Raw genomic sequence first — 15,889 nt, 5'->3', positions numbered from 1 at the left:
CTCAGGCCCGCGAGGCGACGGCGTGGCGCTTGAGTTCCTCCAGCAAGACGACCTTGAGCGTTGCAGCATGTGTCGCCTCGAGGATGACCGGCGGCGCCATGTCCGCCGCCAGCGCCTCGGCCCAACGACCGGCGCAAAGGCACCAGCGATCACCGGGTTTCAACCCCGGGAATCCCGCACCGGGAACCGGGGTGCTCAGATCATTGCCCCGACTGCGCGAGAACTCCAGAAAACCCTCGGTCATCACTGCGCAGACCGTGTGCATGCCCCGGTCCTCGGCGCCGGTGTTGCAGCAGCCGTCACGCCAGAAGCCGGTGAGCGGGGCCGCCGAGCATTCCGTAAGTGGCCCGCCCAGAACGTTCAGCGATGCGGCCCGGTTCGCCATCTCAGTACCCCGTCATCTCAAGGTATCCCACGCCTTCGTGGCTGCCGGAATAGCGTACAGGTCCCTCCCAGTAGGGGAAAGCGGTGGTCATGAAACTGCCTGGATTGAGCGCCCGGAGGGTAAGATCCACCGCGCGCTCGGGCAGGCGAAGGCGCCAGGTCGTGGGGATCTCGCGGCCGGCGACCTTTGTTATTTCCACTGCCTCGATCTCGAATGCGCCGTCGGGCAGCGGCGTCGGCGTGCCATCAGCCGCAATCCACGTGCCGGGGACATAGGCGCTACCGTCCTCGCTGCGCAGACGGTAGGCCATCAGCTTCTCTCCGCCGGGAAGATGCAGCGAAAACCAATCCCAGCCGGTTTGCTCCTCCGTCAGCGGCTGGCTCGACCATTCGCGGTCCAGCCAGGCGTTGCCAGTCACTTCGAATTGCCTACCGTCGATGGTGAGCTGCCCACGGGCTTCATAGAACGGTTGGCTGTAGTAATGCGACGCCTGACCGGCTTCCGATTTCACCGAGTACCCCGCGTCCCCCTGGAGGACCAGCGGCCCATCGGCGGTCAGCTCCAATTGATATGAGAAATCTTCGCCCCGCGCCGAAAGTGTCATCTTGTCGAGCGGGTCTGCGCCACCGGTGCTTCGGAACGACCAATCGTCGATCCAGGCTTCGAACGGGGCGGGTTCGACCCCTGCCTGTCCGATGCCACCTCGCGCGAAACTCTCGGCGACGCGGTGATCCTCTGGCGTCGTGATGGCCGCGTGTCCCATCCAGATCTGTGGCGACCGCCAGCCGTCTTCTGCAGCGGTCACCGGGGGTGACATGGCCTGCCGGAATAGCGTCCACTGAAGCCCCATGGGGGTGCCGTCCTCGGCCTCGAGATTGGCGGTGACGTACCACCATTCGATGCGGAACTCAGGATGCGGAAGGTGATCGCGCGGAAAATCGAAAACCCGGTTCGGCGAGACCACTCCGTAGCCTTCGGCATCCGTTCCGAGGCCCGCATAGCCTTGCGGCCATGCGTAACCTCCGACGCATGCGAGAAGCATCGCAGTAAAAACCTTAGCGCGCATCCGAGAAAATCCTCAGCAGTAGGGCAGGCGGGGTGCGGCCCAGTCGCCGGGCAGGCAGCGCGGCTGCAATGCCCGCCGTCACGACCGCAAGCGTCGCCAGTTGCAACCATTGGCCGGGGTAATGGCGCAGCGGGATACGCCAGCCGAAGGCTTCGACATTGACTACCGCCAGCAGGATCCATGCCACCAGGATGCCCAGCGGGATCGCCAGTATTGCCGTCACAAGCGCCAGGATCAGCGCTCGCAGCAGCTCCAGCCGCGCGAGTCGTGCCCGGGTCAGCCCCAGCGCCCACATCGGCGCGAGCTGCGGCAGGCGCATACCCGCGAGCGTCAGCAGGCTGATCAGCAGCGCGAGCCCGGCGACCGCGAAGGTCAGCACGTTCAGGGCCAGCGTCACCGCGAAGGTGCGCTCGAACACCTGCCGCGACACCGCCTTCAGGCTCGCCTGATCGACCGCCTGTTCGGGCCCAAGCGTGAAGCGTTCCTCCAGCGCCAAGATCACCTCGCCGGTCGTTTCCGGTTGCAGCCGCACCGCAAAGCGGATGGCTGGCGGGACGAACCAGCGGGAGGTCAGTTCCGCTTCCGAGGTCATCACCTGCCCGGTCGGATTGCCGTAGTCGGGATAGATCCCGACAACCTCCGGCGCCCACTCCGGCCCGTCGCCGCCGGGGTGCAGCCTGTCGCCAAGGTCCAGCGTGGCAGATCGCGCGAACTGTTCGCTGATCAGCACCCCGCTGCCGTCCGCGATCCGGTCCCACGGATCTTCCAGCGCGCGCAGCAGCGGCCAGTTCTGCCGGTACATCGCGTCATCGCGGATCCCGTGCAGGAAGTAGGGCTGGCCGTCGCGGGACAACTCGACGCTACGGATCGGCAGCACCGCGATCACTTCGTCGCGGCTTTCCAGCAGGTCCACCATCGCCGCCGCCTGCGCGGCATCCTCTCCGCGCAGGTAAAGCTCGGCCGCGAGCCTTTGGTCGAGCCAGCCGAGGAAGGTCTCGCGAAAGCTCGAGACCATTGCGCCGACTCCGATGTTGACCGAGAGCGCGAGCAGCAGTGCCATCAGCGCGAGGCTGATCCCGCCGATCTGGGAGCGGCTTTCCGCAACGAACCATTCGCCAACCGGAGTTTGTGCACGCCGCCGCGCCAGCGACAGGACCGCCACAAGCACCGGAGGCAGTGCAAGAACTGCCGACAGCATCACCGCCGCCATAAGCGCGAAGCCCGCGACCAATCCCTCGCCGCGCCACGCCAGACCTGCCGCCGCGAGCATCAGCACAGCCGCAAGCGCGGCCTGCACCCGGAGCGCGCGCTTCTGCGCGCCATACCACGCCTCGGCCTGCGCCGCCGCAAGGACAGGCATCCGGTGCACCCGCCAGAGACCGGATAGCGCCGCGACCAGTGTCCCCGCCAGCGCCATGCCGAACCCGGCCAGCCACCAGTTCATCCGAAGGTTCAACTCTCCCGGTACTTCGGCGCCATAGAGCCCCCGCAGGCTGGCCGCCACATCAGGCAGCAGCGCCCCGGCCAACATGTAGCCAAGCACCATTCCCAACGCCGCCGAAAAGGTGGCGAGCACCAGTAACTCCGCCAGCAGTGCTGCGGTCAGGGTCCACCTGCCGGTGCCAATGGCACGAAGCGTGCGGATCATCGGCCGCCGCTGCTCGAAGGCGAGTCCGATGGTCGAATGTACGATGAAGAGGCCGACGACGAAGGACAGGAACCCGAAGGCGGTCAGGTTCAGGTGAAAACTGTCGGTCAGCTGTGCCAGCTCCGCCTGCTCCTGTGGCGGGGAGAGTTCGAGCACGCCGCCCGCAAGCTCTTCCGGTCGCGGCAGATCCGCCGGTTGCTCGCTTTCGACGATCAGACGGTCGATTCGTCCGGCGCGTCCGAGAGCGTCCTCGGCAAAGCCAATGTCGGCGATGATTATACCCGGCGGCAAGTCTGGGTCGGCACGGGTTGAGAATGCCCCCTCCGGAAGCCGTTCCAGCGTCTCGGCCTGCCCGATGAGCCGATAGGGCGGCGTGACGAAGGCGACGAAATCCGCCTCGGTGCCGATTTGCCCGGCCCCGGGGGCTTCCGCCGGCAGGGTCAGGGGATCAATGCCGAGCAGCCGGACGCTCCCGCTGTCCATGCGCCAGTTGCCCTCGATCACCGGCGAGACCTTCCAGCCTGCCCGGCGCAACTCGGCATAGGCTTCGACACTCAGAGCCTGCCGGTCCGGGCCGGTGATCGAGGCATAGCGGTCGCCCCCAAGCACCGCCGCGGCCTCGTCATAGGACATGCGTGCCTGCGCGTTCAGCGCCTGCACCCCGCTCCAGAGCGCAGTGGCCACGGCGAGACCCAGCACCAGCGCCATGAGTTGCCACGGTCGCCGTCGCCAATGGCTGAGAAGCGTCGCAAGTATGGCGCCGAAGCCGGTCACACCAAGTGTCCTCCAGCAAGAGTCTCGACGCGGCCTAGCCGCTGGGCCAGCCGGGCGGAATGCGTGACAAGGATCAACGCCATTCCGGCCTCGGACACCAGCTCGAGCAGCAGGTCCATCACCCGGTCACCGGCCGCTTCATCGAGGTTCCCTGTCGGCTCGTCCGCCAGCAGAAGGGGCGGGGCTGCGGCCAAGGCCCGGGCAATGGCCACGCGCTGCTGCTGGCCGCCCGAAAGCTGTTCGGGATAGCGCGCGTCCAGCCCTTCAAGGCCCAGACGCGCCAGCAGGCGCGCGTCGCGTTCCGGATCATGTCGCCCCGCAAGCCGCGCCTGCAGCGCAACGTTTTGCGCAACCGTCAGGCTCTGCACCAGATTGAACTGCTGGAAGACAAGCCCGATCCTGTCGCGCCGTGCCGCCGCACGGCCGCTGTCGCTCAACTGGGTCAGGTCATCGCCATCCAGCATGACCTGCCCCGCATCGGGTGCATCGAGCCCTGCAATCAGGTGCAGAAGCGTGCTCTTGCCGCTGCCGGACTCGCCGACCAGTGCCATTGTCTCGGCTTTTTTCAGGCTGAGACTCACATCGTCGAGGATCACGACGCGCCCGTAGCGCTTGGTCACGTTCTGGACGTCCAGCATCATTCGCTCCCGCAGTCTGACCGGACGGTAGCACCGCGCCGCTCGAAGCCAAGGCCGCCTGCTCGGCTTGCGACCCTAGACCGCGCTTGGAACCGGTGACGGGGTGACAAAGCCGACAAGGCTGGGCGTATCGTGGCTGATGCAGGGTTGAGGGGAATCGGGGGGTGGGCCAGTGTCGGACCAGACTACCGCCCCGGAGGAATTTCATGCACCGCCCGATTTTGATCCTGACCGCCATGCTGGCTCTTGCGACTGGCGTTCACGCCCAGACCGAGCCGGTGCCCTCGAAGCGCCCGGTGTTCGAGCAGGATGTGGACTTCTACGGCGGCGACCTGCGGGCAATCTTCGATACGACGATTGGGCTGTGCCGTACCGCCTGTCAGGCAGAGCAGACCTGCCGGGCCTTCACGTACAACACCCGCGCTGCGGCCTGTTTTCTGAAGACCGACGTGACGCGCCGGGATCCCTACCAGGGCGCGATTTCGGCGCTTATGCTGCCGACCGAGCCGGGGGTCATCGCGCAGGCGCAGGCGCGCGCGGCGGCGCTCGGTTTCCTCCAGCCGGGCGACATCGGCGCGGCGCGCGAGCAGGCCGAGCGCATTGCAATGGACTTCCGTGGCGGCTCCGACGCCGAGGCCCGGCTGACGCAGGCGCGCAGCCTGGCGCAGGCAGGGGATCCGCGCGGGGCGATGCAGCAGGCCGGCGTCGCTGTTGCGCTTGCGGACCGCAGCGACATGTGGATCGCCTTCTCGCAATACGCCAATGCCGTCGAGACCGACGACTATTCTGAACGCCGCCGCCTGCGCCGCGAGGCATTGCTTTCAGCTATCAACGGTTGGCTTCGCGCTCCGGATGGCTCGGCGCAGGCGACCGCAGCCCAGCGCCTCGCCGAGGCGCTTGAGGCTGCCGACGATGGCCGCCGCTCGATCGACGCATTGCAATTGGCGCTCGAAAGCGGTCCTCGGCGCGACCTCGAGGCGGCGCTGGAGCGGGCGCGCAACCTCTACGGTTTTCGGGTCACCGACACCAACGTGGACAGCGACGCGGCCAGCCCGCGCGTCTGCGTCAGCTTCTCCGAGCCGCTGGTCGCCGGGGCCATCGACTATGCGGACTATGTGCAGCTTCCCATCGCCGATCTCTCGGTCAGCGCGCAGGACCGCCAGCTTTGCATCGAAGGCGCCAGCCACGGCAGCCGCCTGTCCTTCACGTTGCGCGCCGGGCTTCCCTCGGTCAGCGGCGAGGCACTGGTGCGCAGTGTCGAGCAATCGGTCTATGTTCGCGACCGGGCGCCGTCGGTCCGTTTTCCCGGCCGCGCCTACGTGCTGCCGCGCACGGCGACGGCCTCGATCCCCTTGGTCAGTGTGAACGCGCCCGAGGTTCAGGTCTCGATCCACCGCATCCCAGATGCCGGGCTCCGTTCGGCGCTGCGGGATCAGCTGGTCGGCAGCCAGATCTCGGCCTACGAGGAAGAGCGCATCTCGGACGCGCTGGGCGAGCAGGCCTGGACCGGGACCGCCGAGGTCGACACCCGGCTGAACCAGGACGTCACGTCGGCCCTGCCGGTCGGCGAAGCCGTGACTGGTTTCGAGCCGGGCGTCTACGCCATGACCGCAAGCCTTCCTGGCACCGGGGATTGGGAGAGCGTCGCCACCCAATGGTTCATAGTGACGGACCTGGGCCTTTCGACGCTGCAGGGTGACGACGGGCTGCATACCGTCGTGCGCTCTCTTGGTTCCGCCGCTCCCAAGGAAGGTATCACCCTCGCGCTTGTCGCGCGTTCCGGCGCTCAGCTCGGCACCGCAACCACGGACCCCGAGGGCTTCGCCAGCTTCCCGGCTGCGCTGACCCGAGGCACCGGCGGCGATGCGCCCGCGCTGCTGACCGCGACCGGTACGGATGGCGATTATGCCTACCTGGATCTGACCGGCTCGGCGCTCGACCTGTCGGATCGCGGTGTCGATGGGCGCGCAGCGCCGCCACCGGTCGACGTGTTTCTCTCGACCGAGCAGGGCATCTACCGTCCGGGCGACACGCTTCACGCCACGATCCTGGCGCGCGACACCGATGCCCGCGCCGTGCCCGCCCTGCCGCTGACCGTCATCACAACGCGGCCCGACGGGGTTGAGCATGACCGCCGCGTACTGCCGGACGCCGGGGCAGGGGGCCGCGCCTTGTCGCTTGCGCTGCCGGCGGGCGCGCAGCGCGGGTCTTGGACCATAGCGGTGCATGCCGATCCCGAAGCGCCCGCGCTCACGAGGTCGTCTGTGCTGGTCGAAGACTTCGTGCCCGAGCGGATCGACTTCGATCTCGACCTGCCTGGAGGCGCGCTGGACCCGGCGCAGCCGGTGCCACTGACCATTGAGGCGCGTTATCTCTACGGCGCGCCCGGCTCGGATCTGGGGATCGAGGGCGAGTTGCGCGTGACCCCGATCGACACTGTAGAGGCTTGGCCCGGCTATCGCTTCGGCGCGACCGACGAGCCCACGGACCCGCTGGAGGAGTTTCTGCCCAACGGCACGACGGGCCCGGACGGCACCGCACGCCTCTCGCTGAATCTGCCGCTGCCCGAGGAGGTGACCCGGCCGCTGGAAGCGCGTCTGACCGTCCGCTTGACCGACACATCCGGCCGCCCGGTCGAGCGTCGCGAGACACGCCAGATCGCGCCGCCCGTCCCTCTGATCGGTATTCGCCCGCTCTTCGACGGCGCGGCCGAAGAGGGAGGCACCGCGCGGTTCGAAGTCATCAGCCTCGCTGCAGGAGGGGAGCGCAGCGCGCGAGATGGCCTGCGGTGGGAGGTCTTCCGCGTCCACACCGACTACCAGTGGTACGAAGTCGGTGGGCGGTGGAATTATGAGCCGATCACGACCCGCGAACGGATTGCCGATGGAACCCTCGATACGCGCACCGATGCCCCGGCTACGCTGGAGGTTCCGGTGAACTGGGGGCACTACGAGCTGCAGGTCGCGGGCGAACAGGGCGGCTATGCCCGCACCCTACTCGGGTTCGACGCAGGCTGGTATTCGGCTGAGGCGGGAACCGAAACGCCTGACCTGCTGGAAGTGTCCCTTGACCGCGATCGATACGCGCCCGGCGAGACCGCGACCCTTCGGCTGGAGCCGCGAGCGGCAGGCGAGATCGAAGTATCGGTTTTGGCCGAGGGGTTGATTGACCGCCACACGGTAACTGCGCAACAGGCCGGTCCGCTCGAGATCGCGCTTCCGGTCACCGAAGACTGGGGGCCGGGGGCCTATGTCCTCGCCAGCCACATCCGTCCACTGGACGAGGCTGCCGGCCAGAACCCAGCGCGTGCGCTCGGGATCTCCTGGGTCGGCGTCGACCCCGGCTCGCGCGTGCTGGAGGCCCGGTTCGTCTCGGCGGGCGAGGCCGATCCGCGCAGCATCCACATGGCAGTGCTCGAGGTTTCGGGGGCTGAGCCGGGGCAGGAAGTCTGGGCAACCGTTTCGGCTGTGGATGTCGGCATTCTCAACATCACAGGCTTCGAGGACCCCGATCCACAGGGGCATTACCTGGGCCAGCGGCGGCTCGGCGTGGCGCTCCGAGATGTCTATGGCCGGCTGATCGACGGCTTGGGCGGAACCCCGGGTCTGCTGCGCCAGGGCGGCGACGGTGGCGCGTCCGGGCGTCAGGCCCCTCCGCCGACCGAGGAACTGGTTGCCCAGTTCTCGGGTCCACTAAGGGTTGGTGCGGACGGCACGGTGGAAGTTCCGGTGGACTTGCCCGACTTCAATGGCACGGTCCGGCTGGCCGCTGTGGTCTGGTCCGCGGACGGGGTCGGGCAGGCCTCGCAGGATCTTCTGGTGCGCGATCCGGTGGTTGTGAGCGCAAACCTGCCGCGTTTTCTGGCCCCGGGCGACCGTGCTTCGTTGACGCTGGAACTGGCGCATGTGGCAGGCCCGGCGGGCAATGTGCAGCTTTCTCTCACGGGGACCGAGGCCGTGCCGCTGCCCGCTGCTCCGCAGCAGGTGGTGCTGGACGAAGGTGGGCGCGCCCGGCTCTCTTTCCCGCTGGCCGCGGGTGAGGTGGGGGACAATCGGCTGCAGGTCGCGGTGACGACTGCTGATGGGCGGGTGCTGACCAAGACCCTGACGCTCGGGATCCGCGCCAACGACCCCCAGATCGCGCGGCAGACCCGGCTGGATCTTGCCGCCGGGGGCTCGCTCGACCTTGGCCCTGACCTCTTCTCCGGCCTCGTGCCGGGCACCGGGCGGCTCATGCTTTCGGCCGGCCCGATGGCGCACTTCGACGTGCCCGGCCTGCTGACAGCGCTCGACACCTATCCCTACGGCTGCACCGAGCAGATCACCTCGCGCGCGCTGCCATTACTCTATTACGACCGACTGGCGGGGGCACTCGACCTCGAAAGCCTTGCCCCGCTCGAGACGCGGCTGCAGAAGGCGATCGAGACGGTCCTCGGTCGGCAGGCCCGCGATGGCGGCTTCGGCATGTGGTATGCGAGTAGCGAGAACCTCTGGCTCGATGCCTACGTGACGGACTTCCTGTCCCGGGCCCGTGCGTCGGGGCATGACGTGCCCGAACAGGCTTTCGAGGCAGCACTGGACAACCTTTCGAACCAGGTGAACGCCGCGTCGGACTTCGAGGAAGGCGGAGAGGGCATCGCCTACGCCTTGCTGGTTCTGGCCCGCGAAGGGGCCGCGTCGATTGGCGACCTGCGCTACTATGCAGATGCACGCGCCGAGGCTTTCGCGACCCCGCTGGCGCTGGCGCAGCTGGGCGCCGCGCTGGCCTCCTATGGTGATCCCGGCCGGGCGGACGCGATGTTCCGGGAAGCGTCGCAGCGGCTGGATCAGATCGTCGCCCCCGGTTCAGGCTGGCGCGCCGACTACGGAAGCCTTGCCCGAGACCGCGCCGGGATACTGACCCTCGCCGTCGAAGCAGGCAGCGACGTCATCGATCGCCCGCAATTGTCGCAGGCTGTCGCGGTAAGCGCCGGTCCGTCCAGGGCAGGCTCCTCCACGCAAGAGAAGCTGTGGACCGTTCTGGCAGCCCATGCGCTCGGTGCAGATGGCGCTGTCGAGGGGCTTTCACTCGGAGGAGCGCCCTTCGGCGATACCCCGGCTCGGCAATTGACAGAAGCCGAGCTTCCGGCCCCGCTTACTTTGCGCAATGACAGCGCCTCAGAGGTGCCGGTGGTTCTGTCGGTCTTCGGAACACCTGCCACGGACGAACCGGCGCAAGGCAATGGCTACCGGATCGAGCGCGCGCTCTACGCTCTCGACGGCACGCCAGTGGACGGCGCACAAGTGAAACGGAACGATCGCCTCGTCGTCGTGCTGCGGATCGCGCCTGAACGCGACAGCGAGGCGCGTTTGATGGTCGAGGATCCGTTGCCGGCGGGCTTCGAGATCGAGAACCCGAACATCCTGTCCAGCGGTGAAGTCGGCGGGATCGACTGGCTGAACATGGGCGATGTGGCACACTACCGCGCGGCCGAGACTGACAGGTTCACCGCTGCCGTCGACTGGCGTGGAACAGAACCGTTCCGGCTGGCCTATGTCGTCCGCGCGGTCTCGCCGGGCGAGTTTCGTCACCCGGCGGCCTCGGTCGAAGACATGTACCGCCCGGCCAATCGCGCCCGCACCGGGACCGGCCGCGTTGTTGTGGCCGGGGGCGAATGAGGCGGAGAACCTTCCTGCGCGCGGCGCTTACGGGCGCCGCGTTTCTGGTGGCCGGTGGTATCGCGCTCGACCGCTGGGTAGACGCCGCGCCGCTGCCGCCACTTTCGGCGCCGACCTCGGTGCTGGCCACTGACCGGAACGGCACGCCGCTGCGCGTGTTCCTGGCTGCGGACGACCGCTGGCGCCTGCCGGTGGCGCTGGAAACGGTCGATCCGGGCTACTTGGCGATGCTGATCGCCTATGAGGACAAGCGTTTCCACGATCACACCGGTGTCGATCCGCTGGCACTGGTCCGCGCCGCCCGCGACAGCCTTCTGGCGGGACGGATCGTCTCGGGCGGCTCGACGCTGACAATGCAGGTTGCCCGCCTTCTGGATGGCGGCACCACGGGGCGATGGGTCGGCAAGGTGCGTCAGATCCGGCTGGCGCTGGCGCTGGAGCGGGTGCTTTCGAAACGTGAGATCCTTGAGATCTACCTGACCCGCGCCCCATTCGGCGGCAATATCGAGGGCGTGCGCGCCGCCGCGTTCAGCTGGTTCGGCAAGGACGCCCGCAGGCTTTCCCCCGCCGAAGCCGCGCTGCTTGTAGCCCTGCCGCAGGCGCCCGAGGCCCGTCGTCCGGACCGCGCGCCGGAAGCGGCGCTTACGGCGCGGAACAGCGTACTCGTCAGGACCGCAGCCGCCGGGGCGCTCGACGCCGCGCTCCTGCCCCGCGCGCGTGCCGACGGTGTTCCACAGCGGCGGCAAGACTTCCCCGATAGCGCCTGGCACATGGCGGAACAGGCCCGGGAGGCGGCGCCGGAGAACCCGGTGCTGAGGCTTGACGTCGAAGCCGATACACAGCGTGCGGTCGAGGCACTGTTGCTGCGTGCCGCCGCCTCGCTGCCGCCGGGAGTGACGGCTGCGGCAATGGTCTACGACCACCGGGAAAACCGATTGCTTGCCCGAGTCGCCGCCGTCGATCCGGGGCGCGCGGGCCGCGGCGGGTTCATTGACATGACGCGGGCGGTGCGCTCCCCTGGCTCGACGCTGAAACCCTTCGTCTATGCCTTGGCCTTCGCCGACGGACACGCGCATCCCGAAACCCGCCTGAACGACCGCCCGACCGATTTCGGTGGCTATGCGCCGCGGAACTTCGACGGCGGGTTCCAAGGACCGGTATCCGCCCGCCGCGCGCTACAGGCATCGCTCAATGTGCCGGCGGTGGCGCTGCTCGATGCACTCGGACCGCGAAGGCTGACGGCGTTCCTGACGCGCGCCGAGGCTCCGCCGCAGACACCGGACAGCGCACCTCCGGGCCTCGCCGCAGCGCTTGGCGGCGTGGGCTTGCGGCTGGAGGACATGATGCGCCTCTACGCGGTGCTGGCCCGGCAGGGACGTGACGAGACCGGACGACGCCTGCTGGATCCTGCCGCTGCCTGGCATGTCACTGACATCTTGCGCGGCGCGCCTCCGCCAGAGGCTGGTCCAGGGGGCGAGATCGCTTTCAAGACCGGTACCTCTTACGGGTACCGGGATGCATGGGCTGTGGGCTACGATGGTCGACATGTGATCGGCGTCTGGCTGGGCCGCCCGGACGGGGGCAGCGTAGCGGGACTTTCGGGACTCGGGACGGCCGCGCCGCTGCTGTTCCAGACCTTCGGTCGGCTAGGCCCGGTGCGCGCGCCGTTACCGCCCGCTCCGCGTGACGCGCTGACCGTCTCGCACTCGGACCTGCCGCCGCCGCTGCGCACGTTCGGATCCGAAACGCCCGCGCGGGCGCTTTCTCTGGCCTACCCGCCGGATGGCGCGACCCTGCAACTGTCCGTGGCGAAGGGAAACGCGGCGCGCTTCGTCGTCAAGCTGGAACATGGCACACCGCCATTCACGTGGATGATCGACGGCCAGGTTGTTCCTTGGGATGGGCGGGCGCGGAGCCTCGTCTGGCCCGTGGAGGCGGCGGGCTTCGTCACCGTTACTGTGCTGGATGCGGCCGGAGGATCGGATCGAACGACGGTGCGCCTCGTCAAACCCTGAAACGCCCAATAAGGTGCCCGGAATACAGAATGCCCGGGCTCACCCCCGCGAGCCCGGGCACTTCTCTACAAGCCGTGACGGCAGGGCGCAGGACAGGAAACCACCCCTACGCGGAGCAACGCAACACTCGCTCCTTAAGCAACCCCTGAAGGCGGCTGGTGCTCGATTACGCCGAGCCCCCCTCCCACACGCGAGCGACAACCCCCATCGTCGCTCCGATAGTCCCGCACAACGGTGCCGGTTGCGTAGTCCGCGAACCATTACCGGTACCTGGTACTCCGGTGATCCGTTACACGCCGAACCCCCGGTCGGTGCCCTCGAGGCCCCTGGCAGGGTCCAATTTCGCATCCCCCGAAAAGAGTGTGCAGACCCCGCCAGCGGCCTCAGCGCCGCCGACATCGTCAATTATAGTCAAATTGTTTGAGCGCGCCAGAATGTGCGTATTTGCATCGGCGCTTTCCGTGCGTCAGGTGATGAAATGCACAGTCAGTATTCTGCGTCCGAGTTCTCAATATTGATTCCGGACTTATCTTCAATACTCAAAACTATTTTGTAGATATCGCACGCTTCCTTGCAGAGGCCGCTCTTGAAGAGCTCTCCCTTTATATAGAGTAGCATGCGCAAAATTGCTTCTCTCTCCATTTGTATTTCTGTCGTGCGGCTCAAGAACTTCCTCGCTACTCAAGGACGCAGACCGACTGCTCCCATTCACTGAAGTTCATCGTCGAAATTCGCCCAGATTGTGGCGTCACCATGAAATCCTCGCGGAGCGCGTCGCGCGCTGCGCTGCGGATATGCAGCGCGCCGTCGGGCAGAACGACCTTGGCGTCCCTGCCATAGGGGCGCGCATCACGTGCGGTCGCCATCAGTGCCGAATCGCCACGGGCGCCGACCAGGACCACTTCGCGGCGGGTGATGCTCCGGAACACGTTCGCGAACTCGCGGTTCTCGAACAGCGATCCGCCATCGTGGTCGAAGACGCGATCGGTAATCTTGGGCCGGCAGCCCGGCAGCCATACACCCGGGGATGGCGAGCGGTCGGCGGGAACCTGGCGTGAGAACGCCAGCGGAGCGTGCATGCGCCGCGTGGTCTCGACCACGCCCGAGATGGTTTCCAGATCTTCCCGCGAGAGGGGCGGGTCGATGTCGTAGCGGCGATAGGCGCCGAAGACGACGACCAGCGGCATGGTGCGTTGAAACACGCCTGCAGAGGGTCGGATGATGATGCTCATGTCAGTGCTTCCTCACTCGGCCGCGATGGCGTAGCTGCTCTGCTCGGCGGTGCGATCGACCGAGTCTTCCAGGACGCCGCGCTTGTCCCAGTCGCCTTCGGGGCGCAGCAGCTCGTAGGGATCGCTTTCCAGGGTGATCGCATTCGCGGGCAGTTCGCCTTCCCAGATCATTTCGGTGTACGCGTAATCGGAGAACACAAGGCTACGACCCGTGTCTGCCACGCGGCATCCGAACATTTTGTAAAGAGGGATCAGCTCGTTCCGGGCATGGCCCAGGATCTTGGTGAAGCCCTTGCGCAGGCAGTGGTCGAAAGCCGAGCGGATCATCTTGAATGCGATCCGCGACTTGCGGTAGCGCGGACGGACCGCCAGGCGCTCGATCTTCGCGAAGCCGCCGAAGTAGCGGATGCGCAGGCAGGCGACCGGCTCGCCGTCGACCCAGCCGATCATGTGGGTGGCACAGAAGTCGTTGCCGTCGAACTCTTCTTCGTAGGGGCAGTCCTGCTCGGCCATGTAGACCGCGGCGCGGATCGTCGTGACCCGCATGATGTCCTCGATGGTCTTGGCCGTGGTGACCGCCAGCTTGGGGCGCGGGCGGGCGGGTGTTGCGTTCTGGGCTTCGGCGCCAAAGGCGATCTGACCGTCGGGCATTGGGGTATTCTCCTAAGAATCCAGGCTGTTCGAGATCGTTTGCAGACGATGGGTTTGATAGGCCCCCGAACAGGGGATGCGAGTTACTCAGGTGCGCAGGCGTTTCGCCAGGCGCGGGTACACAAACAGGTTGGGTGTCTTCGGCGTGTCCACGGGCCGGAAACCGACCGACCGCATGATCCGGCGCCCTGCGGGCGTCGAGCCGTTCCCATAGAGGTCCAGGTCGCGATAGTCGGGAGCCGACAGACGCTCGGCGATCAACGGGATCGCGGCGGCTGCCATGGCCGGCGCAAAGACCCCCCACTTGTAGATCGCCGAGACCGGTTCACCGGTGGCGGCCACGTGGGACAGACGCGGGTCGTGCGCTTCGAAGCTTCCGTCGAGCAGGGCCGCGTGGCCGTCCTCGGTCAGCATCGCCATCGCGTACATGCCGATCAGTTCGCCGCTGCGCCGATCCGTAATCGACCAGAGGTTGTCAAGATGACGCTTTCGTATACTCTCGCATGTATCGAGCGTTGCCATGCGCTGCATCAGCGCTGCGGCTGCTCGGGGGTATATCGCGCGGAGTTCGACGTCCCGGGCCCGTGAAACCACGACCCGGCGTCGTGCCGGTTCAGGGTCCAGGGTGTCGAATTCCTTGGATACGTGCATCATGTCGCGAACTATTCGGCCAAAAAGACCAAACTTCCTCCTTATTTCTGCCACACACCAGTATTTATGGTTGAAAAGTATCTTGCCCATTTCGCCTTTGCAGCGCATAGTGTTTGCAATGGACTGATGCGGAATTGCAGCGGGGCGACATGAAAAACGCGACTCCGGACCCTTCTTGGGACGATTTGAAGGTTTTTTTGGCCTGTGCTCGCGCTTTGAGTTTCCGCGCGGCGGCAAAGAAGCTCGGCCTTACTAGCTCTACAGTTGTGCGAAGAATCAGTGCCTTGGAAGAAGAACTGGGCTTCCAGTTGTTCGACCGGCTGCCCAACGGCGTACAGTTGACGCGCGAGGCGTCTCGCCTGGTTTCCTCGGCCAACCAGATCGAACAGGGCGCCTTCGACTTCCAGCGCCGGATCGAGACATTCGATCCCAACAAGCGCGGGATCGTCCGCATCGCGGCGACCGAGGGCATCGGCTCCTACTGGCTGATGCCGCGGTTGATCGAGTTTCAACGCGGCAATCCCATGATGGTCATCGACCTCAAGGCCGCCGAGGTCCCGGTCGACGTCTCCCGGATGGAAGCGGACGTCGCCATCCAGTTCGCCGAACCCCAGAACCCCCATGTGATGCGCCGCCGGCTGGCCTCGCTGCACGTCTACCCCTATGCGTCGCGCCGCTACATCGATGTCTACGGCACCCCGCAAAGCCGGGCCGAGATGCTGGATCACCGGCTGGTCGACCAGGTCGGCCCGCAGCTGGACGAGGGTGCTTGGCCCCGCTACCTGGGCATCGAGGATATCGAGGGCGTTGTGGGCATCCGGACCAACTCCTCCGCCGCGCATTTCTATGCCGTGGAGCGTGGGGCAGGGATCGGCGGCCTGCCGACCTTCGCCTCGGCGCTGGGCGCGGATCTGGTGCCGATCGACATCGGCATCCATCACCGCATTGATATTTGGATGACCTATCATCCCGACGCCCGGCGTACGCCGCGCATCGCGACGATCATCGACTGGCTGATTGGGGCCTTCGACGCCAGCAAGTACCCGTGGTTCCGGGACGAATTCATCCACCCCAGCGCTTTCGGCGAGTTCGACAGCCGTCACTGGCAGGACAGCAACGCGCGCGGGTTTGCGTCGACCGGCAATCTGCGGGACATCGGCTGAGGCAGCCGG

General features: G+C 66.8%; 10 protein-coding genes. 3 read left to right on the top strand and 7 right to left on the bottom strand.

Annotated features, from left to right (window positions below; genetic code table 11):
* Position 1 precedes the first annotated feature (1 nt).
* The 4 genes from ACW9UR_RS08305 to ACW9UR_RS08290 all read right to left on the bottom strand — a co-directional run bounded on the left by ACW9UR_RS08305 (position 2) and on the right by ACW9UR_RS08290 (position 4,514).
* Positions 2–385: a DUF2237 family protein gene (locus ACW9UR_RS08305; protein ID WP_458916495.1), complete on the bottom strand. Its 384-nt coding sequence runs from the start codon at positions 383–385 to the stop codon at positions 2–4.
* Position 386: 1 nt separating this feature from the next.
* Positions 387–1,451 (bottom strand): lipocalin-like domain-containing protein, encoded by a 1,065-nt coding sequence (locus tag ACW9UR_RS08300; RefSeq protein WP_458916494.1) that lies wholly within the window; start codon positions 1,449–1,451, stop codon positions 387–389.
* The gene (locus tag ACW9UR_RS08295; RefSeq protein ID WP_458917165.1) at positions 1,441–3,807 is read right to left on the bottom strand and encodes an ABC transporter permease; all 2,367 of its coding nucleotides are present in this window, start codon (positions 3,805–3,807) and stop codon (positions 1,441–1,443) included. Before ACW9UR_RS08295 ends, ACW9UR_RS08300 begins: the two co-directional genes overlap by 11 nt.
* A gap of 62 nt (positions 3,808–3,869) precedes the next feature.
* The gene (locus ACW9UR_RS08290; RefSeq protein WP_458916493.1) at positions 3,870–4,514 is read right to left on the bottom strand and encodes an ABC transporter ATP-binding protein; all 645 of its coding nucleotides are present in this window, start codon (positions 4,512–4,514) and stop codon (positions 3,870–3,872) included.
* 203 nt (positions 4,515–4,717) lie between these two features.
* Here ACW9UR_RS08290 and ACW9UR_RS08285 point away from each other — a divergent pair, with 203 nt between their 5' ends.
* Together ACW9UR_RS08285 and pbpC are read left to right on the top strand one after the other, a co-directional pair.
* Entirely contained in the window at positions 4,718–10,168 is a 5,451-nt protein-coding gene (locus ACW9UR_RS08285; protein WP_458916492.1) for an alpha-2-macroglobulin family protein, read from the top strand.
* Complete coding sequence (gene pbpC / locus ACW9UR_RS08280) at positions 10,165–12,183, top strand: penicillin-binding protein 1C (protein WP_458916491.1); 2,019 nt, start codon at positions 10,165–10,167, stop codon at positions 12,181–12,183. The genes ACW9UR_RS08285 and pbpC overlap by 4 nt, the downstream gene beginning before the upstream one ends.
* 677 nt (positions 12,184–12,860) lie before the next feature.
* On the opposite strand, the gene ACW9UR_RS08275 is transcribed toward pbpC, so the two are convergent.
* The 3 genes from ACW9UR_RS08275 to ACW9UR_RS08265 form a co-directional block, all read right to left on the bottom strand.
* Positions 12,861–13,415, bottom strand: coding sequence for an isochorismatase family protein (locus tag ACW9UR_RS08275; RefSeq protein ID WP_458916490.1), 555 nt, complete (start codon positions 13,413–13,415; stop codon positions 12,861–12,863).
* 12 nt (positions 13,416–13,427) lie between these two features.
* Positions 13,428–14,066, bottom strand: coding sequence for a GNAT family N-acetyltransferase (locus tag ACW9UR_RS08270; protein ID WP_458916489.1), 639 nt, complete (start codon positions 14,064–14,066; stop codon positions 13,428–13,430).
* 87 nt (positions 14,067–14,153) lie between these two features.
* The gene (locus ACW9UR_RS08265; RefSeq protein ID WP_458916488.1) at positions 14,154–14,807 is read right to left on the bottom strand and encodes a hypothetical protein; all 654 of its coding nucleotides are present in this window, start codon (positions 14,805–14,807) and stop codon (positions 14,154–14,156) included.
* Between the two features lie 59 nt (positions 14,808–14,866).
* Between ACW9UR_RS08265 and ACW9UR_RS08260 the strand changes: the two genes are divergently transcribed.
* A complete protein-coding gene (locus tag ACW9UR_RS08260; protein WP_458916487.1) occupies positions 14,867–15,880 on the top strand; it encodes a LysR family transcriptional regulator in 1,014 nt (337 codons plus the stop codon).
* The last annotated feature ends 9 nt before the right edge of the window (positions 15,881–15,889 follow it).

The sequence above is a fragment of the Halovulum sp. GXIMD14794 genome, from assembly GCF_054457455.1.
Note: the sequence above shows the minus strand (reverse complement) of the source record. Positions and strands in the feature narration are given on the sequence as shown.

What these genes read in the sequence shown, in the direction of transcription:
- ACW9UR_RS08260 (WP_458916487.1), top strand. Translation starts at nt 14,867, where the DNA reads ATGAAAAACGCGACTCCGGACCCTTCTTGGGACGATTTGAAGGTTTTT.
- ACW9UR_RS08270 (WP_458916489.1), bottom strand. Translation starts at nt 14,066, where the DNA reads ATGCCCGACGGTCAGATCGCCTTTGGCGCCGAAGCCCAGAACGCAACA.
- ACW9UR_RS08275 (WP_458916490.1), bottom strand. Translation starts at nt 13,415, where the DNA reads ATGAGCATCATCATCCGACCCTCTGCAGGCGTGTTTCAACGCACCATG.
- ACW9UR_RS08295 (WP_458917165.1), bottom strand. Translation starts at nt 3,807, where the DNA reads ATGGCGCTGGTGCTGGGTCTCGCCGTGGCCACTGCGCTCTGGAGCGGG.
- pbpC (WP_458916491.1), top strand. Translation starts at nt 10,165, where the DNA reads ATGAGGCGGAGAACCTTCCTGCGCGCGGCGCTTACGGGCGCCGCGTTT.
- ACW9UR_RS08285 (WP_458916492.1), top strand. Translation starts at nt 4,718, where the DNA reads ATGCACCGCCCGATTTTGATCCTGACCGCCATGCTGGCTCTTGCGACT.
- ACW9UR_RS08305 (WP_458916495.1), bottom strand. Translation starts at nt 385, where the DNA reads ATGGCGAACCGGGCCGCATCGCTGAACGTTCTGGGCGGGCCACTTACG.
- ACW9UR_RS08290 (WP_458916493.1), bottom strand. Translation starts at nt 4,514, where the DNA reads ATGATGCTGGACGTCCAGAACGTGACCAAGCGCTACGGGCGCGTCGTG.
- ACW9UR_RS08265 (WP_458916488.1), bottom strand. Translation starts at nt 14,807, where the DNA reads ATGGGCAAGATACTTTTCAACCATAAATACTGGTGTGTGGCAGAAATA.
- ACW9UR_RS08300 (WP_458916494.1), bottom strand. Translation starts at nt 1,451, where the DNA reads ATGCGCGCTAAGGTTTTTACTGCGATGCTTCTCGCATGCGTCGGAGGT.